22 protein-coding genes and 2 tRNA genes are annotated in these 23,171 nt (G+C 38.1%); 12 read left to right on the top strand and 12 right to left on the bottom strand.

Annotation, left to right across the window (positions count from 1 at the left end; translation table 11 throughout):
* The first annotated feature begins 34 nt into the window (after positions 1–34).
* A tRNA-Val gene (locus FFJ24_RS17985) sits at positions 35–112 on the top strand.
* 47 nt (positions 113–159) lie between these two features.
* Here FFJ24_RS17985 and FFJ24_RS17980 read toward each other — a convergent pair.
* Both FFJ24_RS17980 and FFJ24_RS17975 read right to left on the bottom strand, forming a co-directional pair.
* The gene (locus tag FFJ24_RS17980; RefSeq protein WP_145315349.1) at positions 160–1,086 is read right to left on the bottom strand and encodes a hypothetical protein; all 927 of its coding nucleotides are present in this window, start codon (positions 1,084–1,086) and stop codon (positions 160–162) included.
* Positions 1,087–1,545: 459 nt separating this feature from the next.
* Complete coding sequence (locus FFJ24_RS17975) at positions 1,546–1,962, bottom strand: VOC family protein (protein ID WP_138818499.1); 417 nt, start codon at positions 1,960–1,962, stop codon at positions 1,546–1,548.
* 169 nt (positions 1,963–2,131) lie between these two features.
* On the opposite strand from FFJ24_RS17975, the gene FFJ24_RS17970 reads away from it, so the two are divergent.
* From FFJ24_RS17970 to FFJ24_RS17960, 3 genes are all read left to right on the top strand, one after another.
* Positions 2,132–3,043 (top strand): hypothetical protein, encoded by a 912-nt coding sequence (locus FFJ24_RS17970; protein ID WP_138818497.1) that lies wholly within the window; start codon positions 2,132–2,134, stop codon positions 3,041–3,043.
* A 113-nt stretch (positions 3,044–3,156) separates the two neighbouring features.
* Positions 3,157–3,783: a class I SAM-dependent methyltransferase gene (locus FFJ24_RS17965; RefSeq protein ID WP_138818495.1), complete on the top strand. Its 627-nt coding sequence runs from the start codon at positions 3,157–3,159 to the stop codon at positions 3,781–3,783.
* Positions 3,784–3,856: 73 nt separating this feature from the next.
* On the top strand, positions 3,857–4,753 hold the full coding sequence (locus FFJ24_RS17960) for an NAD(P)/FAD-dependent oxidoreductase (protein WP_138818494.1): 897 nt from the start codon (positions 3,857–3,859) through the stop codon (positions 4,751–4,753).
* Positions 4,754–4,767: 14 nt separating this feature from the next.
* Here the strand turns inward: FFJ24_RS17960 and FFJ24_RS26155 are convergent, their stop codons facing one another.
* Complete coding sequence (locus FFJ24_RS26155; RefSeq protein ID WP_168202501.1) at positions 4,768–4,932, bottom strand: hypothetical protein; 165 nt, start codon at positions 4,930–4,932, stop codon at positions 4,768–4,770.
* Positions 4,933–5,138: 206 nt separating this feature from the next.
* Positions 5,139–6,593, bottom strand: coding sequence for an amino acid permease (locus tag FFJ24_RS17955; RefSeq protein WP_138818492.1), 1,455 nt, complete (start codon positions 6,591–6,593; stop codon positions 5,139–5,141).
* 613 nt (positions 6,594–7,206) lie between these two features.
* On the opposite strand from FFJ24_RS17955, the gene FFJ24_RS17950 reads away from it, so the two are divergent.
* From FFJ24_RS17950 to FFJ24_RS17935, 4 genes are all read left to right on the top strand, one after another.
* On the top strand, positions 7,207–7,542 hold the full coding sequence (locus tag FFJ24_RS17950) for a PadR family transcriptional regulator (protein ID WP_025145298.1): 336 nt from the start codon (positions 7,207–7,209) through the stop codon (positions 7,540–7,542).
* A gap of 15 nt (positions 7,543–7,557) precedes the next feature.
* A complete protein-coding gene (locus FFJ24_RS17945) occupies positions 7,558–9,300 on the top strand; it encodes a PspC domain-containing protein (RefSeq protein WP_138818490.1) in 1,743 nt (580 codons plus the stop codon).
* Positions 9,301–9,474: 174 nt separating this feature from the next.
* Positions 9,475–11,928 (top strand): outer membrane beta-barrel family protein, encoded by a 2,454-nt coding sequence (locus FFJ24_RS17940; RefSeq protein WP_138818488.1) that lies wholly within the window; start codon positions 9,475–9,477, stop codon positions 11,926–11,928.
* 150 nt (positions 11,929–12,078) lie between these two features.
* The gene (locus FFJ24_RS17935; RefSeq protein ID WP_138818487.1) at positions 12,079–12,441 is read left to right on the top strand and encodes a hypothetical protein; all 363 of its coding nucleotides are present in this window, start codon (positions 12,079–12,081) and stop codon (positions 12,439–12,441) included.
* A gap of 292 nt (positions 12,442–12,733) precedes the next feature.
* Here FFJ24_RS17935 and FFJ24_RS17930 read toward each other — a convergent pair whose 3' ends face one another.
* The 3 genes from FFJ24_RS17930 to FFJ24_RS17920 all read right to left on the bottom strand — a co-directional run bounded on the left by FFJ24_RS17930 (position 12,734) and on the right by FFJ24_RS17920 (position 13,944).
* Positions 12,734–13,084 (bottom strand): VOC family protein, encoded by a 351-nt coding sequence (locus FFJ24_RS17930; protein WP_138818486.1) that lies wholly within the window; start codon positions 13,082–13,084, stop codon positions 12,734–12,736.
* 50 nt (positions 13,085–13,134) lie between these two features.
* Positions 13,135–13,581: a hypothetical protein gene (locus tag FFJ24_RS17925; RefSeq protein WP_138818485.1), complete on the bottom strand. Its 447-nt coding sequence runs from the start codon at positions 13,579–13,581 to the stop codon at positions 13,135–13,137.
* Between the two features lie 63 nt (positions 13,582–13,644).
* Entirely contained in the window at positions 13,645–13,944 is a 300-nt protein-coding gene (locus FFJ24_RS17920) for a hypothetical protein (RefSeq protein ID WP_138818484.1), read from the bottom strand.
* A gap of 541 nt (positions 13,945–14,485) precedes the next feature.
* Here FFJ24_RS17920 and FFJ24_RS17915 point away from each other — a divergent pair.
* A complete protein-coding gene (locus tag FFJ24_RS17915) occupies positions 14,486–14,980 on the top strand; it encodes a dihydrofolate reductase family protein (RefSeq protein ID WP_246862647.1) in 495 nt (164 codons plus the stop codon).
* A gap of 407 nt (positions 14,981–15,387) precedes the next feature.
* Here FFJ24_RS17915 and FFJ24_RS17910 read toward each other — a convergent pair whose 3' ends face one another.
* Together FFJ24_RS17910 and FFJ24_RS17905 are read right to left on the bottom strand one after the other, a co-directional pair.
* Entirely contained in the window at positions 15,388–16,035 is a 648-nt protein-coding gene (locus FFJ24_RS17910) for a DUF4279 domain-containing protein (RefSeq protein WP_138818483.1), read from the bottom strand.
* A gap of 140 nt (positions 16,036–16,175) precedes the next feature.
* Entirely contained in the window at positions 16,176–17,252 is a 1,077-nt protein-coding gene (locus FFJ24_RS17905) for an FISUMP domain-containing protein (RefSeq protein WP_138818482.1), read from the bottom strand.
* A 493-nt stretch (positions 17,253–17,745) separates the two neighbouring features.
* On the opposite strand from FFJ24_RS17905, the gene FFJ24_RS17900 reads away from it, so the two are divergent.
* Together FFJ24_RS17900 and FFJ24_RS17895 are read left to right on the top strand one after the other, a co-directional pair.
* A complete protein-coding gene (locus tag FFJ24_RS17900) occupies positions 17,746–18,432 on the top strand; it encodes a hypothetical protein (protein ID WP_138818481.1) in 687 nt (228 codons plus the stop codon).
* A gap of 815 nt (positions 18,433–19,247) precedes the next feature.
* Positions 19,248–19,320 (top strand) — tRNA-Lys (locus tag FFJ24_RS17895).
* Between the two features lie 61 nt (positions 19,321–19,381).
* Here the strand turns inward: FFJ24_RS17895 and FFJ24_RS17890 are convergent.
* Entirely contained in the window at positions 19,382–19,573 is a 192-nt protein-coding gene (locus tag FFJ24_RS17890) for a hypothetical protein (RefSeq protein WP_138818480.1), read from the bottom strand.
* Between the two features lie 397 nt (positions 19,574–19,970).
* On the opposite strand from FFJ24_RS17890, the gene FFJ24_RS17885 reads away from it, so the two are divergent.
* Positions 19,971–20,417 carry a hypothetical protein gene (locus FFJ24_RS17885; RefSeq protein WP_138818479.1) on the top strand — a complete coding sequence of 149 codons (447 nt, stop codon included), beginning with the start codon at positions 19,971–19,973 and terminating at the stop codon, positions 20,415–20,417.
* Positions 20,418–20,705: 288 nt separating this feature from the next.
* Here the strand turns inward: FFJ24_RS17885 and FFJ24_RS17880 are convergent, their stop codons facing one another.
* Positions 20,706–21,194 carry a hypothetical protein gene (locus tag FFJ24_RS17880; protein ID WP_138818478.1) on the bottom strand — a complete coding sequence of 163 codons (489 nt, stop codon included), beginning with the start codon at positions 21,192–21,194 and terminating at the stop codon, positions 20,706–20,708.
* Positions 21,195–21,196: 2 nt separating this feature from the next.
* Positions 21,197–22,486, bottom strand: coding sequence for a hypothetical protein (locus tag FFJ24_RS17875; protein ID WP_138818477.1), 1,290 nt, complete (start codon positions 22,484–22,486; stop codon positions 21,197–21,199).
* Positions 22,487–23,171 lie beyond the last annotated feature (685 nt).

Raw genomic sequence — 23,171 nt, 5'->3', positions numbered from 1 at the left:
GCTTTTTTATCAAACTTTGACATGCACCTGAAAAGGGAAATTAGCTCAGCTGGTTCAGAGCACCTCGTTTACACCGAGGGGGTCGGGGGTTCGAACCCCTCATTTCCCACCATTTAAAGCCTTTCAATTTATTGAGAGGCTTTTTTGCTATTAGTGAAATTAACTCATCTGTTTAGGGATCACCTTTATGCCGAGGGTCGTCCCGATTGGAATCGGGATCATTTCCCACCATTTAAAGCCTTTCAATTTATTGAGAGGCTTTTTTGCTATTAGTGAAGTTAACTCATCTGGTTTAGGGATCACCTTTATGCCGAGGGTCGTCCCGATTGGAATCGGGATCATTTCCCACCATTTAAAGCCTTTCAATTTATTGAGAGGCTTTTTTGCTATTAGTGAAGTTAACTCATCTGGTTTAGGGATCACCTTTATGCCGAGGGTCGTCCCGATTGGAATCGGGATCATTTCCCACCATTTAAAGCCTTTCAATTTATTGAGAGGCTTTTTTGCTATTAGTGAAATTAACTCATCTGGTTTAGGGATCACCTTTATGCCGAGGGTCGTCCCGATTGGAATCGGGATCATTTCCCACCATTTAAAGCCTTTCAATTTATTGAGAGGCTTTTTTGCTATTAGTGAAATTAACTCATCTGGTTTAGGGATCACCTTTATGCCGAGGGTCGTCCCGATTGGAATCGGGATCATTTCCCACCATTTAAAGCCTTTCAATTTATTGAGAGGCTTTTTTGCTATTAGTGAAATTAACTCATCTGGTTTAGGGATCACCTTTATGCCGAGGGTCGTCCCGATTGGAATCGGGATCATTTCCCACCATTTAAAGCCTTTCAATTTATTGAGAGGCTTTTTTGCTATTAGTGAAATTAACTCATCTGGTTTAGGGATCACCTTTATGCCGAGGGTCGTCCCGATTGGAATCGGGATCATTTCCCACCATTTAAAGCCTTTCAATTTATTGAGAGGCTTTTTTGCTATTAGTGAAATTAACTCATCTGGTTTAGGGATCACCTTTATGCCGAGGGTCGTCCCGATTGGAATCGGGATCATTTCCCACCATTTAAAGCCTTTCAATTTATTGAGAGGCTTTTTTGCTATTAGTGAAGTTAACTCATCTGGTTTAGGGATCACCTTTATGCAAAGGGTCGTCCCGATTGGAATCGGGATCATTTCCCACCGAAGCCTTTCATGAAACTGGAAGGCTTTTTTGTGCTGTCATTCTGAACGCAGTGAAGAATCTTTCATCTAAATTAAAAGTTATCTTGACTTGGAGTATATCTCAAAGGATTAGATTAACATAAACTATGATAGTTTATTTCGTAAAGATCCTTCGCTGCGCTACCATAGACAGAATCCATTAACACGGCCGTCATTCCCGCGCAGGCTGGAATCTCAAAGCGCTTGCATTACGATTCCCAATCGAGTTGGGAATGACGATCTCGCGCAGCCTACCATTTTGCCAAAAAGATCTGTCTTTTATATTGATTTTTATACCATAAATTACCCCTCAGGATGACAAAGATAGTAGAGTAATTATTTAGGTTCCCATAACTCAATCTTATTACCTTCTGCATCCATAATATGAACAAACTTTCCATAGTCATAAGTGGCAATTTCATCGAGTATCGTTACACCATTTTCTTTTAGTTTTTCTAATAGCGCTTCAAGGTTTTGAACGCGGTAATTAATCATAAATTCCTTTTTTGAAGGCGAAAAGTATTCATCCCCTTTTTTAAATGGACTCCATTGAAGTGATTCCACCTCGTCAGGATTGTTGATATTCCGGGAATCAAAACTTACAGCACCCCATGCATTGATTTCGACTCCTAAATTTTTAGCATACCAGTCTTTAGTTTCCTTCGGATGATCCGAGAAAAAGAAAATACCACCAATTCCTGTCACCTTTGGTATGGTATCGGTACCTGAAGTTGAGTTTTTTGAATCTTCCATTGTAATCATTTTTTGAATTATAAATTTAAGAACTAATGTGATAGATTATTAAAATTGTTTTCTTTTTGGTTTTAAGATTGCATAACTGCTTTGCAATTATTTTAATCTTCATAATTATTTACCTTATTCAATTATATATCCGAAATTGCCTGACGAAAAACAGCGGTAAATGCTCGGTAAAATAATCAGGTTTATTTTCTTTGGAAACTACTTTGTAGGAATTTTGGCAGTAGCCCTTACCCTCGAAGCCACCCTGCAATTAAGGCTGCCTTTTAACTCCCTCAATTATTACCTGTTATTATTTGTGGCACCAACCATTTATTATACCTACGCCTATAATAAAGTTTCTACTGCACCATCCACCACCAATCTCCGTAATCAATGGTATTTCAAGCATAGGAAATTTATCAACTGGAGTCAGGCGGTGCTTTTTATTTCTTGCATGCTGTTGGCTATTAATCTGCTGTACCAAAACTTTCAGCATATTCTGGCACTTCCGCTCAGTTATTGGGTGGCTATAGTAATTGTCATTGTTGCAGCAGGTTTGTACTACGGTTTATTGCCTAAATCTTTCTTGAAATTCAATCTGCGCAATACCGGGTGGTTTAAAGCCTTCGTTATTGGTTTTGTTTGGGCCTGTTGTGCCAATGTGCTGCCATTAATTATGCTTAAAATTGAAACAGGGGTAGGCTATCATGATTCCGTGCTGTGGACCTGGCTGTTTATTAAAAACTGGATGTTCTGTACTGTAAACGCAATCATTTTCGATATTAAAGATTACCCTACAGATGCGAATAAACACTTGCGCACTTTTGTGGTGCGTTATGGTTTGCGTAGAACCATTTTTAATATTTTGATTCCGCTGTTAATTATCGGTTTAATTTCGCTGGGCATATTCGCCAGTTACAAAGGCTTCGGGATACCGCAGGTTTTATTTAATGTTCTGCCGTTTATATTAACCATTTACGTGGCCTATTCTATGCACAGGAGAAAAAATATCCTCTATTATCTGATGGTAATTGATGGATTGATTTTGTTTAAGGCAATATGTGGGATGATAGGAATGCAGTTTGTGCATTAAGCTGAAAAGACAAAAGAGTAAAGACCAAAGTGTATATTACACTTGAGAGGTATGTCTTTATACTTGATACTCAATACTCAATACCTGATACTGAATACTTAACACCTGATACCATGAACAATAACTACGATAAAATAGCCAATCATTACGATACCTTAAGTCGATTGGTATTTTTTAAATCGCAGGTTAATGCACAGGTCAATCAACTTCAGTATATTCCAAAAGATAGTTCCGTTTTAATTGTGGGTGGTGGCACAGGATCGATTTTGGAAGAAATTACCAAAATATATCCCAATGGACTAAAAATTGTTTATGTAGAAATATCAGCTAAAATGATTGCACTTTCTCAAAAACGGGACTTTAAAAATAACCAGGTCGAATTTGTGAATCTGGGCATTGAGGATTTTAGCACAGATACCGTATTTGATGTGGTTTTAACACCATTTCTTTTCGATAATTTTGCTGAGCAACGTGCCGCAAAAGTATTTAACCTTTTAAATGCATCACTAAAAAAAGATGGTCTATGGTTTTTAGTCGATTTTTCGCTAAACAAAAATAATGGGAACTGGTGGAAATGGCTGTTGCTCAAATCGATGTACAGCTTTTTTAAATTACTGGGAATTGTAGAGGCCAATCACCTGATCGACATGAATCCTTACTTTCTGAATGCAGATTATCAGGTTTTAGAACTTCGTTTGTATTATGGAAACTTCATTAAGGCGGTAATTTTCAAAAAATAAAATGACATTCAATTAATGCATCAATGTTGCGTTTGTTATTTGAATTCAGATCTTTGTATCAAATGATAAGGATATGGATTTTGATGTAATTATAATTGGAGGTAGCTATGCTGGTTTATCTGCCGCATTAACTTTAGGCCGTTCAACCCGGAATGTTTTGATAATCGATGCCGGCAAACCCTGTAACAGGCAAACCCCTCATTCGCATAATTTTTTAACGCATGATGGCGACCGGCCAGCCGAAATTTCCAAGGCAGCAAAAGCTGAAGTGTTAAAATATTCAACGGTTAAATTTTTAAATGCAAAAGCCGATTCGGCCAAACCAATAGCGGGTGGATTTCGTGTTGGCATAGGAGATGGACAGCATTTTACTTCCCGCAAATTATTATTGGCCACAGGTTTAAAAGATACGCTGCCCGGTATTAAAGGATTGGCCGCATGTTGGGCCATTTCTGCAATACATTGCCCTTACTGCCATGGATATGAAGTGAAAAATGAAAAAATAGCTTTGTTAATGAACTGTGATCATGCCTTCGATATGGTCAAAAACATCCACCTTTGGAATAAAGATTTAAGCATTTTAACCAATGGAAAATCAGAATTAAATGTAGAACAGGCCGAAAAGCTGAAATCTAAATCGATTGCCATTTTAGAAGAGGAGATTGTTGAACTGGAACACCAAAATGGTCAGCTCGAAAACATTGTTTTTAAAAACGGAGAAAAGATAGCCTTTAAAGCAATTTACGTTAAACCTGAAATAGAGCAGCATGTAAATTTTAGTGAACAGCTCGGATTCGAATTAACAGATCTGAAAACAATAAAAGTAAATGAGCAGCAACAAACTACTGCAATGGGCGTTTATGCCGCAGGAGATTGCGCAACCTTGTTCAGGTCATTGCCTATCGTTACAGCCGCTGGAACCATGGCTGCAGTGATGATCAATAAAGAGTTAATTTCTGAAGATTTTTGATCAATCATCGGGAATTAAAATAAGATGGCACCAATAACAGTGAGAATAAACATTGCTGCCATTACAATTCTGTCAGCCGTGATCCACTGGTCTCTTGTAAGTGGTGCTGCCACTTTTTTTACTGTTTCAGCTTTATGCCTCGAAAGTCTGAAAACTGATGTGTCTAATTTAATAATCATGGGATAGTGTTTAAATAGGGTCGATTTTGTTAAGGCAAATCCCAAGCCAAAAATTTAGAAAAATGTTAAATTGTGGATAACTTATATTTTTTCTTAATTAATTGATATTTATGCGGTTGTAAATACAGCGTATGATTGAAAAAGGGCAATCGGGCTGTATGGAAAATCCAACAACCCGATTGCCCAATGTGTATAGCAATGTTTTATTATCGCTTTTCAGCCTGTTTTTCTACAGTGTTTAATTTACTGTTCTTTTTACCATAGCCAAAGTAAATGGCTAATCCGATCGCCAGCCAAACCGCAAGCCTTAACCAGGTTTCCCAAGGTAAAAATACCACCATCGCAATACAGGTTAAAATGCCTAAAACCGGGATTAATGGCACTAAAGGGACCCTAAATGGGCGTTTAGCTTCAGGGTTTGTTTTTCTTAAAATCAGGATACCTACACAAACCATTAAAAAGGCCAGTAAGGTGCCGATACTGGTCATTTCGCCTACCACATTCATGGGCACAAATGCAGCGAATAAACCGATAAATAAACAAAGGATAATGTTCGATTTATATGGTGTTTTAAATTTTGCATGTACATCAGAGAACATTTTTGGTAATAATCCATCTTTACTGATGGAATAGAACATCCGCGATTGTGCCATTAAATCGATCAGGATCACTGAAGTATAGCCAATCAGGATAGCTAAAATAATGGCCTGACTTAACCAGGCGTAGGGTGTTTTTTCTATGGCTATGGCTACCGGTGCACCGCTATTGGCAAATTCTTTGTAATTGGCCAGGCCTGTCATTACGTGACCGAACAATCCAAATAAAACCGTACAAACCACCAATGAACCAATAATACCGATCGGTAAATCCCTCGCTGGGTTTTTGGTTTCCTGTGCTGAGGCGGCAACGGCATCAAAACCGATAAACACAAAAAATACCAGTCCTGCGCCGCGCAATACACCACTCCATCCAAACTGACCAAATGTCCCTGTATTTTCGGGGATATAAGGATGATAATTTGCCGGATCGATATACTGCCAGCCTAAAGCAATAAAAACCAACACTACGCCCACTTTAAGAAATACAATAATTCCATTTACAATGGCCGAGCCTTTTGTGCCGCGGATGAGTATAGCCGTCATCAATACCACAACCAATGCTGCGGGGATGTTAATAATGCCGTGAACAGCAGAACCATCTGCCAGTTTCGCGGTTTCGAAAGGGGATAGAGTTAATTGCGGGGGAAGATAAATGTGTAGGCTGGCCAAAAACCGGGTTAAATACTGCGACCAGCTAATGGCTACTGTAGCGCAACCTACAGAGTATTCCAATACCAGATCCCAGCCGATAATCCAGGCGAAAAGCTCGCCCATAGTGGCATAAGAATAGGTATAGGCACTGCCTGCAACGGGAATCATGGAGGCAAATTCTGCATAACAAAGTGCCGCAAAACCGCACCCTAAAGCGGCAATTACAAATGATAGGGTTACTGCAGGGCCGGAATGATTGGCTGCTGCCAAACCCGTAATGGAAAATAAACCGGCGCCAAGTGTCAGGCCAACACCAATTAAAATCAGGTTGATGGGGCCTAAGGTTCTTTTAAGCGTTCCTTCGCCGCTTTCGTTTGCCTCGGCAACAATGCTGGCAATAGATTTCTTCATGAAAATAAGTTAAGACTTTGCAAAATTATTAAAATATATTAAATCTATCGTATTTATGTGTTTAATCCCTATGGCCAACTTCCGCAGTCTGCAATGGGCTTTTGTGATAGCAGACTTCGGAAGTTTAAAGGGCTTTGGAGAAATCTGTTTAATTATTTTTGAAAATTTGCGTGCTGCTTTTCATAGGGGCCTGCAGTCCCGCCATCGCTTGTAGTCCTCGTTACGCCTTGCTTCACTGTGGGCTACCCGCTCTGTCGGGTTTATTTACAAAGGACCGTTATGGAATTATTCCAAAACCATAAATAGTAATACCAGCCCCCTCCAATCTAAACCTGATAGAACCAAATAGCTCCCGGTTTTACCGAATATTTTATATTTAAAAAGGTATCTAAATCGGGACTATAGGTGATAGCAGGACTGCAGGAAGCTAAGCATTACAAGGCCTTGCTTTTCTAAAAAAACATCAAAATTTTTACCTTTTAAAGAATTATTTCTAAAAAACAGAATTTAATTTAAAATTATATTATTGATAATCAATGATTTAATAATTTACTTTGATTTATTTTAGTACTATGTATTGCATGGTAGTATATAAAACATATATCTTTGTTATATGATAGCAGAAAATACGCAAACGCAAATGCGGAAAGGAATTCTGGAATACTGTGTTTTATCAATCATCTCTCGGGGCGAAATTTATGCTTCGGATATTATTGCCGAATTGAGGTCGGCAAAACTGTTGGTGGTTGAGGGTACATTATATCCACTATTAACCAGGCTTAAAAACAATGGTTTGTTAAGCTACAACTGGGTAGAATCTACCTCGGGCCCACCGCGTAAATATTATACCTTAACCGAAGATGGTCGGGGCATTTTATCACAATTAGATCAAACCTGGCAGGAGCTGGCTTATGCTGTAGGTATTTCACAAAAAGGAGCCAATTCATAATTAGTAAAAAAGGAAATGGAAAAGACTATCATTATCAATATAGGAAACACAATTATTCACATTGAGGAAAGTGCCTACGAACGCTTAAAGGCCTACCTGAATGAAGTAAAACAATATTTTGCCAATCATGCAGATGACCTTGAAATTGTAACGGATATTGAAAACCGGATTGCGGAACTGTTGACCGAGCAATTGGAAGAGCAGAAAAAACAGGTGGTAGATTCGGCCAATGTAAATTCGGTAATTGGACAGATGGGCAGGGTACAGGATTTTGATACGACGGAAGAAAGTGAAGAGCAACCGGTGATTAACAATGCCTATCAATACCAGTATACGGAGAAAAAACTGTACCGGGATATGGATGACCGTGTTGTGGCAGGTGTTTGTGCAGGTATAGCGCATTATGTAAATGCCGATCCAAAATGGATCAGGTTGGCTACATTGCTGATCAGTTTTGTTGGTGGATTTGGCGTATTGGTATATGCCCTGCTTTGGATCATTATGCCGAAAGCAAAATCAAGGGTAGAAAAAATGGAGATGAAAGGCGAACCCGCAAACCTTCAGGGTTTCCAAAAAAATCTGGATGAAGAATTACAGGCGGTTAAGGAACGTTTAAATGAAGTAAATAAACATGCTCAGCCTATATTCGGACGGATAGGCATTTTTATCGGTGAATTTTTCGAGTGGCTTGGGCGTTTTATATCGGGCACGGGAAAAGTGATTTTTAAAGTGATAGCAGGTTTTATCGTAGTGCTCGGGATATTCTTTTTACTGGCCTTGATTATCGGCATAGCCGCTTTCCAGGGATTTTGGGATGCCAGTATTTACGAATATTTTCCCTTCTCGATTGTTAATGAAGGCAATAGGGGCATCATTGTATTCGGTGCATTTATTGTATGTTTTGTGCCGGTTTTAGCTTTGGTGTTATTCTCGATCAGGGTTGCTTTTAACAAACAGGCCATCAATAAAACATTTTCTTTCGCACTGTTGATTATCTGGCTGGCAGGTGTGGCGGTAACTGGTTATCAGGCGGCCAAGATTTCATCAGAATTTAAACAACATGCAGAGTTAACACAAACCACTGACCTGAAAGCGTATCCGGTTTATACCATCAATATCGATAAAAGTAAATATTTCAGTAAAGAAGATAGTGTGGCTTACCACATTGATGCGAACAACCGCCACCAGATTGTAGTTGATGATTTTGAGGACGGGCCATTTGTTTCTCCGAACCATATCCGTATTGATATTAATAAAAGCGAAACCGGTACTAGCCGTTTAACACAGAAGTACGAATCGCAGGGCAAAACCTTCCAAAGTGCATTGCAAAATGCGCAGAACATTAGTTACAATTATGTAGTGAAAGATTCTGAACTGATTTTTAGTCCGCGGTTTCAATTGAGAAAGGGTACCATCTGGAGAAACCAGGAAGTAAGGTTAAATCTTGAAATTCCGGTGGGAACCAGATTAATTTTAAAGCAGGATGCTTACCGTTACGTTAATAATTACTGGACGTGGGAATGTAACGACAGCGAAAATGATCATAACGATTCCAGTACATGGATTATGACCGATGATGGTTTGAAATGTGTTGCCAAATTAAAAGAAGAAGCTTTAAAAAAACAAAAGCTAAAAGAAGAACTATACGATTTAGAATTGTTGCAAAAGAATAAACTTACGGATACCATTTATCAGGATTCTGTATCAAACCGGATTAAGGAAGTTAAAGAAGAATTGGGGATTGAACCTGAACAATAACAGCATTATTTCAAAATAGCCTGTCTTTTCAAACGTCAAATAGGTCGTTATTTCAAGCGGCGTGTAACGGAGTCGAGAAATCTATCGGGATAGATCTCTCCATTCCACTACGTTCCAGTCGAGATGACGATCGGACGCGGACAAGATGACGATCTTACCTAAAAAGAAGAAACCATGAAAACATTATTTACACTAATTGCATGCCTGATGGTGTGTGGGGCTTCTTTTGCCCAAAAATTAAATAAACTGACGGGGAAAATCGTCGATGAAAAGACTGTCCCGGTGTCGTTTGCCATTGTCCGGGTGCTGAATTATCCGGATACCACTGTCGCCAAAAGTGTATCCACCAATATAGACGGTGAGTTTAACATCGACCAGTTAAAAAGTGGCGATTATATACTTTCGGTTTCGATCGTCGGTTTTAAAAGCAAAAAGACCGACCGTTTTTCGCTTAACGGAGATTTAAAATTACCTGTTATCAGCATCGAAAGCTTAACCAAACAATTGAAAGAAGTGAGCGTACAAGGTAGAAAACCTTTTGTTGAGCACCAGATTGATAAAACCGTGCTGAATGTGGAAAACAGTATTGTTTCGTCAGGCAGTACTGCACTCGAAATTTTAGAAAAAGCGCCGGGTGTACAGATTGACAGGCAAAATGAACGGGTTTTATTGAACAATAAATCAGGTGTAACGGTAATGATTGATGGAAAGAACAATTTTTTATCAGCTGCTGATTTAACTATTTATCTGAATAACTTAAGCAGTAGCCAGATTGCAACCATTGAAATTATTACCAATCCATCAGCCAAATACGATGCGGCGGGTAATTCGGGTATTATTAATATTAAACTGAAAAAAAATAAGGCATTTGGTACAAATGGAAGCATTTCATCAACCTATCGTAATGCAATAAGGGCTAATCTGCCTACCAATATTTACGGATCGGAGCTTAACTTCAATTTAAATCACCGCGTAGAAAAGTGGAATTTTTACACCAATGCAAATGTCTCTAAAAACAACAATTTTTCTAATTTATTTTTAGACAGGAATACCAATTCCAATGGTTTGCAAAGTGCATTTAATCAAAACTTTCAAAAAATATATACCGGATCGCGCCTGGCTGCAAAAGTGGGTGCAGATTATTATGCCAGTGAAAAAACTACGATCGGGATTATGCTGGATGGCAGCAGCAGTACGCGGAAACTGGATAATTTCTCTCAAACATTTATAAATGAAACTCAGGCTGGTTTAGTAAGCAACAATTCATTGATCCAGTATTCTGATGCCAATACGCCAAACAAAAATTATAGCATAAATTTTAATATCAGACACGATTTTAAAAAGGAAGGTGCGAGTTTAAATTTCGATGCTGATTTCTCTGGTTTTGATTATTCGGGACTGGAAAATTTTAACACCAATTTTTTCGACGAAAAAGGGGTGGTTTACAACAATACCATCATTAAAAATGATAGTAAAACAGCGATTGATATTTATGCGGCAAAAACCGATTTTACCTGGCCATTATCAAAAACTACCAAGCTGGAAACCGGCCTGAAAAGTACTTATGTTAAAACCAATAACGATTTTCTGTCGTCGGCATTTCTCAATAACGAATGGCAGAATATTGTAGGGCAGAGCAATAACTTTATTTATAAGGAAAACGTAAACGCCGCTTATGCGAATTTTTCAAAGGATTTGGGCAAGTGGCAAGTTCAGGCAGGTTTACGGGCAGAGTACACTCAATCTACGGGTACATCGGTAACCAATAATACTGTGGCAAAACAGCATTATTTATCGTTGTTCCCAACGATTTTTGTTAGTCAGAAAATTTCGGAGAGCAGTAATTTGCGTTATTCGTATGGCAGGCGGATAGATCGCCCCAATTACCAGCAGTTAAATCCATTTAATTTTTACATGGATCCTTACACGATACAACAAGGCAATCCGTATTTGAAGCCTCAGTTTACCAACAATTTCGAAGTGAGTTATAATTATAAAAGTGGATTATCATTTTCTTTGGGTTATTCAAAAACAAAAGATCTCATTTTGGACAGTAAAACTGCACAAAACGATAGCACCAGGATTGTTACGGTTGGACAGGGTAATATAGGCAGCGGACAATATTATACAGCCGGATTATATTTTCCTTTGGCCATTACCAAATGGTGGAACCTGCAGAACAATTTTAGTTTATTTTACAACAAATTTAATGATGATAATTTAGAAGGTGCTCCTTTTATGTTGAGTAAAGTATCGTATAATTTTAATATCAGCAGCTCCATCACTTTGCCGGATAACTGGACATTGGAAACCAATTTCTGGTTAAATTCTCCCCGGGTACGTGGTTTGGAACGGACCATTATTTATCAGAATGCCCTGAACATGGGGGTGCAGAAAAGTTTCTTAAACAAAGCTTTAAAACTTAGGTTAAATGTTGACGATATCTTTCAGACCAATTACTGGAAAGGTACATTGGATTATCAAAATGTGAATTTAAGGGTCCAGAACAATTACATTAGTAGAAGGGCTTCGTTCAATGTCAGTTATAGCTTTGGTAACCAGAATTTAAAGTCGAACCAAAACCGGAAAACAGCTGCCGATGATATTAAGAACAGAGCGGGAGGGTAAGGGAGTTTGGAGTTGGACGTTTGGAGTCGTGAGTCTGAAGTCCGGGGTCTTGAGTTTTTAGTCCGGAGTCCGGAAAGTCAGAGGTCAGAAGTTTGGGAGGTAAATCCCCAGTTAACCAATTTAAACAATTAACCAGTTAACCATTTCAATATGAAAAATATCTTTTACAGCATCGCAATTTTAGTTGTCGTTTTAATTTTTGGCTGCAATGGTGGCGAAGGACATTTATCGGTAAGCACGATAGACAACCAATCTGACTTTAAATTTGAGGCAAATTACGCCGAAAGTAAAACAGATAAATTGGAGAAATACCTCGACAGTGCTTTAAACAATGAACTACCACTAGATCAGCATATTGATCTGTTCGTGAACTTAAATGGCAGCGATAAGTTTAACCTTAAAGCGAAAAAGGGTTGGTTAGTGATCGATTTCGATAAAAGGAATAGCTCTTTGGCAGGCTATATGAAAGTGAAAAAGCTTACTGAAGGGATTAAAAAGAAGTTAACAGAGTAATCGTGTTTTAACCGCAAAGTACACAAAGAGAAAGGCGAAGAGGGCACAAAGTTTAGCAGTCTTCGACTTCGTTTAGAGCAATGATTTATAAAGAAAATCTGCGAATATCTGTGTGATCTGCGGGGAACTTATGGTTTTTCTCCCGCAGATTTAAGATGACGGGCGCAGAGATTGAAGGCGATGGTTATCCCCAAGCGGACGAGAACCGCGTATTGCTGAGCGAAGCTAATCTTAATGCTTCCGTGTTTCTGTGGCTTTTTTAACCACAAAGTACACGAAGAGAAGGGAGCGATTAACTGTTTTTATACAATTCAATTTTCCGGCCATCGGGATCAATGATTATTGCCATAAAACCAAATTCTGTTTGGGTTGGTTCTTGTGAAAAATCAACTTGTAATGTTTTTAACGTTATCATCACCTGATCAAAATTTTCTATACCAAAACCTAACCTTAAGTTCCTGTCTGCTTCAATTTGGTTTTTCGCCAATGGATAAATTTCAAGAACAGTTACCCCGATTGTAGCCGAATAATGATACGGTGAATTGTTATGTTTGTGATATTCAAATTGAATTCCAAGTAAACTGTAAAAATCGGCTAGAAGTTTTGTGTCTCCAGTTCGTAGCACCAGTAATCGAATATCCATATTTATTTTTTATTGAAGCTAAAACTAAAAGTGCTTTATATACAATCTATTCAAAGCGTTGTGTTTTTCTTAATGAATTGGATATCTGGTCTTTCTGAGGTAATCCAAATTTCAAATTCGTAAGGTTTATGGTCTATCTCAAGGATTAATTCTCTTTGATTGGAGTTTAATTTTACATCTCTCCCAATTTCTTTAATTTTTCCTTCACATAGGAAAGTATAAATTTCCGCCCGGCCATTCTTTATCGCATATGGGAAATACCGGTCTTTTAAGTCAGGATTAAAAGATGCAACATTACTTTTTACATTGTCAATTGAGATTATTGCAAAACAATGATTTTGGGACACCTTTACAGATTTTAGGGTGCCTGTAAATTCAATGTTGTTCTTTAGTAGCTTGTCATCTTCAGTTTTTTGGCTTCTACCCGTTTTATACCAGATAAAAATAAGTAATAGCCAAAGGATAAAAAAGATAAAAACAATTTTTGGGTGTTTCATAACATGGAAAGCTATATATTAATTTAATCAGTGTAAATCCGAGCAATCTGCGTGTTTAATATATCAGCAAATCACAAAAAACTCATCGATTAATGCTCCATTTAGGGCGAAAATCAATTTGTAATAACCAATTTTATTGCCGTCTTGATCGATTTGGCTTTTGAAAGCAATCGCATCTCCATTAACTAGTTCGAAATCGAGATTTTCGGTTTCTATTGAAATATTCTTGTGGCTAATATCTAAATCTGTGCAAGTATTTTGATTCAATAATGAGCTGAAAGATTTGATGAACTTTTGGTGTATATCATGTATCGTTATAAAATCTTTTATTTTAAAGTCGGTCATCATATTATTTCTTTGCATTACCAGGAGCTAAATATACAATGTCCCTACTAATAGTAGATATTTGATGAAAAATGTTAAGGTCTGTATTAATTTCAGATACAACAAGATAGGAATTTAGTAGGTTTTTTAGGCAATCGGCTCAAGAATTAACCACATAAGAAATTTAAGGAACATATAAGCTAACGCAGTCGCTATTCAACCCAGCCAAAAGCCACAAGCCCTCCTTCCTAAACCCGACAGCAGCGATTCCGATTCTTCATCGGAAGTAGCGAATGGCGGGGCTGCGTTGCCCGAAAAGCACAGCACCCATCGTTTCTAAATTCTCTACTATTTCCAGCTGGCCTTTTCAGTTAAACCATTAACCCATAAATTAAATTCAAATAGTCATAAAAACGCCTTTATATTGTCATGATTACCCCTCATGGGCATAAACCTTCCGTTGTAACTTTATCATCGTTAAAAAAATAGAAAATAACATGAGAAAGATCAAAATAATGGAACACATCTCGCTTGATGGCGTGATGCAGCACGAAAATAGTGAGGATTTTACACATGGCGGGTGGACAACACCTTACGGAGTGCGGAAGGCCTAGCCGCAGTACTGGAAGCTCAAGGCACTAACATTGATCTGCTGCTTGGCCGTAAAACCTACGATAGCTGGACCCAGTACTGGCCAAAGGCAGGTGATAATCCGATGGCGAACAGTTTGAATAATGGTAAAAAATACGTGGCTACCCACAGACCAGAGAGCCTCGAATGGCGTCCGGTTGAAGATTTAGGCACAGACATCGTAACGCGTATCCGTGAGCTCAAATCAACCGAAGGCCCTGATCTGATCGTATATGGAAGTTCAACGGTGGTTGCTGTGCTATTGGAACAGGGACTGGTTGACGAGGTTGTACTGATGGTATATCCGGTGTTGCTGGGCAAAGGCAAACGTTTCTTTTCGGATACTGCCGATGCCCGCGTACTGGCTTTTGTAAGCACAAGCACTACGCCTACCGGAGTGCAGGTGAACACTTATCGGTATGTTGGCGAACTGGGTAAGGGGTAGTTTGGAGTCGGAGGTAAGGGGCCGAAGGTCCGAAGTCTGCATTTCTAAAGAGAAAACTAGAAGAAGATCAGTTTGGAGTTGAAAGGTTTTTTGGAGCGCAGCGGCTGTGATCCTTAGGTTGGCTTCGGTCCTGCTGTCCGTTTCACTTCCATCAGGGCTATTTAACGATGGCCGTACCTCGAAAACACGGGAAATGACGGGCAATCTTTTGATCGGCTGGTCAGAAGTCGGAGGTTCAGGTCTAAATGTGCATTGATTCGTCATTGCGAACCGAAGGCTAGGGATTGTGAGGTGGTGTGAAGCAATCTATTTTGTGAATTAGTCAGAGGCTTGAAGTTTCGACTAGTAATCAGGTAGATAATTCAGCACAACACCTTAAACAGAACCAGATTAAGGCCAATCGTTTTCTACCTGAAACTATTGCCGCTAACATAGAGATCGAAATCGATGGAAAGCCCAAGGTTGTGCATTCTGGCAATGCTTTCCCTTTTGATACTCGGACCACCAATCATTCCATTGCCATTATGAATATCCATGGCCACCTGAATGTAGCCCTCAGCTTTTTCTACAAGTTCGCTAACTCCTTTCTTGTCTGTTTCCAGATAGGTTAATAACTTATCAAGTTTATCTTCAAACTCATCCGGTTCGCTATTGGGCATTATTTTAAGCGCACTAAAGTTATATGCCGATCTGCCGTTTTTCTTTAAATCTCCAATGTTCCAGCTCTCATCAACCGATAAGCTACACATGGCTTTAAGCTCCGTTTCTGAGAAATTTTCGGAAGTGGCCAAAAAATAAACCCGATGATCAGGTTCGGTACCGATATTGATCAGTTTATCTAAATCCTCATCAATATATACCGCAAAGTAAAACCGTTCATCAATAACCGGTAAGTAAGCTATAATGAACTTGTCACGGTCGCGATCGATCCGCACGATCTGTAATTTATTATTGATGTAGATTGGCGCATGGATTTCAAGATATTGTTCGGTTACACCAAACGTTTTTTCCTGAAATTCCTTTTCAATTAGCGTGATAACTTGTTCGTCTGTCATTTATTGTTTGTGGTGCCTAAATATAAGGTTTGATTGTTATTCCCTTAAACAAAATCAACCGGAAATCTGATTATTCCCGGTTGATTAAGTGATTTCAAACCTTTAGGTTCCAAAATATGAGCATTATAGGATACGGGCAATTAATCTTTCACTAGCCTTACCGCACAGCCTGTGGTTTTACTGTAATCGGTTACACGTGGTTCACTGTATTTGTTAAAGTCAAGGTAATAGGCAAAGCTGTCGCCACTTGATTTGGTACTACCCGACCACCAATAACTTAACCATACGCCATAAAGGAAAGATTTTCCGCCACCATACTCATCACCACCTGCACTGCCATTGGTCAATAAATTGAGGCCCGATGAGTTATCGCCATTGCCATGTGCAAATTTGTACGAATCTTTTACGTCCCAACCCGTAGTACCACGCATTTTTTTACCGGCTACCTTTTCACCACCTAAAGTCGCAATAAGGGTTAAAAACTCACCGCTGCTGGGTACATGCCAACCGGCAGGCGCTAAGCCACGGCGATCGGTAACTGCATAAAAGTTGTACAGCTTACCGTATTTCTTTTCATTGCTACTATCGAAATTAAGGTAACAATAAGCCGGAATCTTATCCCTGCTTACTTTTTCCCATTCTTTTTGGTTGGCTGCGTAATAAATCTGCTCGCCGTTTCTATAAGTGTTCACATTTAAATTGGTGCTTGTCCATACCTGGTTGCCAATTTTTACCGGACCTGTAATTTCCGGTGAGGCATTGTATATTTCTTTTAACTGTGCCGCTTGTGCTGCATTACAAGTCCAGACAAAGTTAGCAGGCTGTATGCCGCCGCTTCTTTTTAAACATTCTTTGGTAGCTATTGCATCAGCTTCTTCTTTCGTTTTGGCTATGCCCCAGCCAAATGCGGTACCCACATTACCGTTTATGGTGCGGTAGGCGGCACAACCTGTGCCTGAGTAGGTAAGTACAATACTGCAGGCGCCACCGCGTTTGTTGCATTCGTCAACCGCTTTCTTCTCTGCTGCCACCAGGCTTGGCTGATCGAATGAAAAACCATAATAAAAACCATTTGATCGGTCTACAGCTAAAGCGCCGTATTTGGTTTTAACCGGAGCAGCCGTTTTGGTCGCCGGTTTTTTTACTTGCGCAATTAAACTGGATGTAGTAACCAGTTGCACAAGCATTGCCTTTAATAGTAGTTTGTTTATTTTCATGCCTTATTGTTTGTTTGTTATTGGCAAATTTCACAATCGTATATGAGGCAGACAATACCGCTTAGTGGGTATATTTTGATGAGGGTCGTGAGAGATTAGGAGCGGAGGTTCGAAGTTTGGATTTATAAGGCGAAACTGTACGCTATTGCGAACTGAAGGGCGGGGGACGAAGGCTTGAAGTTGTTCTACATTTAATAAAAGCACAAGTTAGGCCTTGTTTAGGCCAAGGTGTAAAGACTTGCGCTAGATAGGTGCCTTGCTTTTTACTTACTGTTACCTTATAACAGCCGTTAGAAATCTAATTATGTGGGTTAGATTGCCCAAGAAGAAACTAGTTATTTGCACTAGTTTAACTGCTACAAATTTATGTGAAAAATGAAAGGGATTTTATGTGCTGAATAATTCCGACATCCTCTTGTTAAATATGTAGTCTTACCATTCGAAGACTAATTATATTTTATTCTGATTGTAAGTTATTACCTTTGATTAGTTTATGAAAGACTCCTTTGAAGTAAAGATAGAAGCCTCCCTGATGCCATTAACAATTGAAGAATCTGATTCTTTAGGTGGTATAATAGAAGAATTGTTGGAGTTGGATAACTCTTTAACCTTTAAAATAAAATATGTAGGTGAGATAAATGTTGGGATATCTCTCTTGCAAGATCATTCAGTCGTTTTTCAAAAGCATAGAGTTTATGAGCCAAATGAAGCACTTGCTTTCAAATTTATAATACCTAACAAGTATAAAGATATTAGTCCAAAATTTATAAAGATGGGAGAGGTATCAGATCTCTCAGAAGCTGATTCTTTTGAATTCTTTAAATCTTTGGTCATTAATGATATTATATCCAAGTTGCATAATTTATTAATACTATCTCAGATTGCTCATCCAGGCTCGTTAGTTTTACTTGGAGGTGATGTTTATTTTGATGGTCAGCTATATAAGGGATTCATTAGTACTAATGGGATCCAAAGAGAAACATTGGAGTACTCAAAAACCATTGCTTGGCCTAATTATAAGAAAATTCCAATTCTTAAAGTATTGGGGTGGTTTAGTAGTAATAACTTCTCCTTTGATAGACATAGTAATACGAAAACAGAAAGAGCATTAAATGCTTTTACTTATCTATTTGAAGATGATAAAGCAATATTACGATTAAGTTATTATGGGCCTTATTAGGAATAGAGGCATTATATGCTTCAAGTAAAGAGGGTATTTCTAGTCAGATATTTAACAAAACTCAAGTATTATTGGGACCAATAGTTAACTTTAATAAAAAACTCAAACAAATGTATGATTTCCGTTCAAGGTTAGTTCATGGTGACCTAGACATTCCTCCAAGTAATTATGGTCTTCATGATGATGAGGCAGAACTATACATGTTAAAAGCATACGAATCAAGTTGTCTAGCAATATCCATTCTTACAGTAACTTTTCAAGAAATGGTTTTGGAGAATAAAAGTGAGTTAATTTTCAGATACGTATTGGATTAATAAGGTTCAAAGTCGGGCATATGGTATTTCAGATCCTCATTTGTAGCCTCACCAAGACCTATTAAATATTTAAGGGTTACAATTATGTCTGAATGACCTAGGAGTTGCTGTATGATGTTAAATCCTTGCTTTTCCTATAGACTTTAATTGCTGCTGTATGTATAAATGAATAAGTGCCTGACCTTTTTCAATCATATTTAATCAAACATTTCTTTCCAAAATCTTATTGAAATAGCTGTCATTATGTGGCTCTTTCAGTCCTGTAATATATTGGTATCCTGATCTGAGTAGTTACTTAGAAATGCAAGCTCCCTTTTTACGTAGCTAGGAATATATACAACTCTCACTCGACCATCCATTACTGGTGCAGGTCTTAATAGGCAGGGCAGTGGTATGAATGACTTGTGCCCTTACAATAATTAATTGAGTAAGATTTTTCTTTGGATTGATCTCTATTAATAAAAGCACTTCCTCCCTTTTTATCCTATATTTAATCCACCAGACTTCTTAGCTTAGTTGGTAGAGCAACAGACTCTTAATCTGTGTGCCCAGGGTTCGAACCCCTGAGGGGTCACTAGCCTTAACAAAAAACGCCCATACTTTTCGGCATGAGCGCTTTTGTTTGTTCATTTTCTTTAATGTTTTATATCAGCAGGGGCATTCGTGGTTGAATCTGCTGTAGAATCGGTCTTTGTACTATCAATCACCTTGTTGGTGTCGGTGTATTTGTACATGCTATCAGCATTTTCCTGATCAGCCTTTTTGCCACTACAGGCTGACAATGCCAGGCCAAAGGCGGCCACTAAGATTATTATTTTCGTTTTCATATCAAAAGGTTATAGGTGTACTTATATAATTCTTTTTAAAAGGCAATTGTTTTGGGAATGGTAAATTAGTCAGGAGTTGGGTGACCGGGGACCGAGGTTTGGTGCGTTACCGTGATCGTTCAATATACGGTCGCTACCTGTTCATTGAAATTTGGTTATTGATAATTAAATGCTCCGCTTCGTCATTGCGAACTGAAGGGTTGGAACGTTGCGATGGTGTGAAGCAATCTTTTTGGTCGGGAGGTGGGCGACCGAGGTCGGAAGTCTGGGTCCATTTTTCAAAACCAAAACCAAAACTAAAATCTTTTTCATCACCCTCAATTTATTTTTGCATCTGATCATATTTTGCTATATTTATATCGCGAACACAGTTGGGCATGTATTTAATTTTTTTAAAATGCACCTAACAAAAAATCAAATTACTTTAGCTAAACTGGAGTTTAGTTATCACACACTCAAAAGACAGGTAAACGTAAACCTGGTCCAAAATTCAATTCAATTTTTAAAACAGCTCCGTGGCAAACCATCATCTGGTAAAGCCTGCGATTGGTATGTACTGTTTGTAAACCAAAACCACGAGGTTTTTTGCTGGCACAAGCTAAAGCAACAGGCAAAACCAATTAACTGCATACAGCAACTGGCAGGCTTGGCCGTTGCCTGTAATGCTTATGGTGTACTGGTGTTAAACTATTGCGATGTAAAAAGCATTAAGGTTAACCCCCTAGATGAACTTTTTGTAAGCACCTGTTTTAATACCTGCGCAAAGCTAAACATCGAAATTATCGATTATGTAATCTGTAATGCACAAACGCATTATAGTTTCAGGGATGGGTATAGGGATTAAAATACTACTGGGCTGTTGAAAGACAGCTCAGTAGTTTACTTTTTGTGGATAAGCACTTTTAAAGCACAAGTCTGGCCATTACTTGAGTTAAGGCCCTAAGGCTTGCGCTAGAGTGCGGAGATCCCCAAAGAATGGTAAATCCCCGCATATTAACGCTCTCAAACGCAAAAATACAAACTATAACTAATAACTTAGATCATTGAGTAGGTGTAAAATACACCCATAATAGTCAACATGGCTTCCAGCATTCATTTTCTACTTAGATATAGATGCATTTTTTTTTAAACGCTACTTGATTTTTCCGTGGGCAGATGGCAGACTTGCATCAACTATAGGCTCCAATATGATTATAGGTTTTCCAGAAACTGCATCAGGAACTAAATTCTTTATGCTGTCTAAAAACCCATTTTCGTAGTTTACAGAATCATCTGTTGAATTATAAGAATAGTAAGAATAAAGGACTAGCTTAGATGAATATTCTTTGAAATTAAAGTTGTAAGATTTAATTCTTTTTAATAAAGAGTTATCAAGTGCATATATTCTTTTTGTTTCGGGATTCAATTTACTGGAATAGTACAGGGTATCAATTTTTCCATCTGCATCAAAAGAAAGCGCTAATCCAAAAAAGTGTGCAAAATTCTTTTTTGTACGCTCATAAGCTTCTCCTTTTGTACCCTTAACGACACAATTACTTACAAATACGGACAACTTAGGTGTTTTTTGTCCAAATGTTATGCTACTCAATAGCATAAAAAAAATAATTATTAGATATCTCATGATTAATTACAATATGTTCCTAGTTTGGTAGCTGATTTATTGGTATGCCCTTTGTTTACGTCAGCTATTGTATCCCTTTGTGCCTTGGTTAATTTTGTTTTGTAAAGATTCGTATCTTCTAAGCCTCCCCAGCTAAGTCCCCAAGCATCTTGATCACTGATGCCCGGAAAAGCAATTTTCAAAGCACCCGTCATTAAAAATACGTATTTATTAGCCATATCTTCATGCTGGGTTGTAATATTGTATTTCCCATCTGGGCCCGGAGTTAATTTACTGAACATATATGCATGCAAAATCTCATGGTAAATTGTGCTTAAAATATATTCCTTTGAGTAACCCTTTAGGGTGTTTTGGTTCAATCGAATTTCAAAATCATTATTAGTTGCACTCCATCTTTTTGCATCCCCAGAAATAGTATCAGGTAAATTGGTAACATCTCTAAAGGTTAAATTTAAACTTTCAACCTCAGTCGGTCCACCAAAAACTTCTCTCATCATATTTCTAATAGTTGTCTGAGCAGTACCTGCCCAAGTAACTTGAGTTTTAATGCAAGGATTTTTAACACTATCTATAACTTCCCTTAACGGGCACTCGCTTATCCCGGTTGACCCTCCAATACAACCACAATCCGTAGCATAAGCTCCTCCGGCTACTACCCCTTGACAATCTATCGACCCGCCGTGGTCTGGTTCAGGATAGTCTCCCAAATCACCACTACATGACTGAAAGAGGTATCTTGATGTGCTGCCAAGTTCTGTTCCATCATAAGCATAATAAGTTGTAGTCAGATACCAGCTGGTGCAGGTAATCGACATCAATTTATTTTTATTACTTATTCGGGGCACATTCATAAGATTATTATTGGTCGTCTGTTTATAAACAGCTATCATCCCATTATCACTAATATGATCTTTAAAATAATTTTTTTCAGGGCTATAGGCAACTTGCACCCTGTAATTATTCTTTAGTTTGTCAAATAGAAGCATATAGCTGCCTCCAAGTGCTCCTTCGCCTAAAATCATTTTTACAGGAACACTTACCACATCGTTACCATTATCAAGTTTAAATGTTCTTGCGTTAGACCAGTCTACTTCCTCTTTAATCTGCTGTTTACTGCCCTTGCTTGATTGAAGTATAGTATTGCCATTTACATTGTCATTTAAGTACCAGTCTTTGGCACTCGCTATCGGATCTTCTGGTTTTTGGTTTTTTTTACAGGAATTAAAAATAATCAATGCACCACTTATAAAGCAACTGATTATAAAGAGTTTTAACGTTAATTTTTTTGACATGTTAATTTAGAATTAAAAAGCATTTAAAATATATTTATTATAAATAATTAAATTATCACTAATAAGTATCTTTTAGTTCGTTCTTACAGACGTAGGTAAAGATCATTATAGCCATAGTCAATAAGCTACAATGTGCTTTTATTTCCATAAAATTTTGATATGAATTAGTTATTAGTCCCCTTACAAATCTAATATTTTGGGTAATTATTAATGGAGGGGGTAAAACATGATTTGTGAGATTTTATCCAGAACCACTGTTTTTCTTAACAGATAGGCGTAATTCTTGTATAGAACGTATATTTCACTGAAACTGAAATACACAGTTAGAAATCCGTATTTCTTTGATATTGCGAAGGTTGTTGGATTGTGGCATAAGCGTTACTTATAATAATAAATTAAGAATCAGTATCCTGGGCTTAGCTTGCCAAGTGCAAATGTGCCGGAAATCTTTCCTTGTTTTGTTAAATATGGGTCGAGCTTTTTTAAAACAAGCCTTGCTCTGGCAATCGTCTTTTTAAAATAATCATTATAAAAATTGTAATCGGGATATTGATTGCTGCCCCTAATTGTATATCCGTTTTGGGCTAATTCGGTAAGAAGTGCTTTAAGTTTTTTAATTCGCCCTATAGCATTTAGTATATCGTCCCGCAGTATAGCGGGCGTTTTTTCGTTTATGCATTCGCCT

It is taken from the genome of Pedobacter sp. KBS0701 (assembly GCF_005938645.2).
Taxonomy (GTDB): Bacteria; Bacteroidota; Bacteroidia; order Sphingobacteriales; family Sphingobacteriaceae; genus Pedobacter.
The sequence above is the reverse complement of the archived record's forward strand: the minus strand, read 5'-3'. Positions and strand labels throughout refer to the sequence as shown.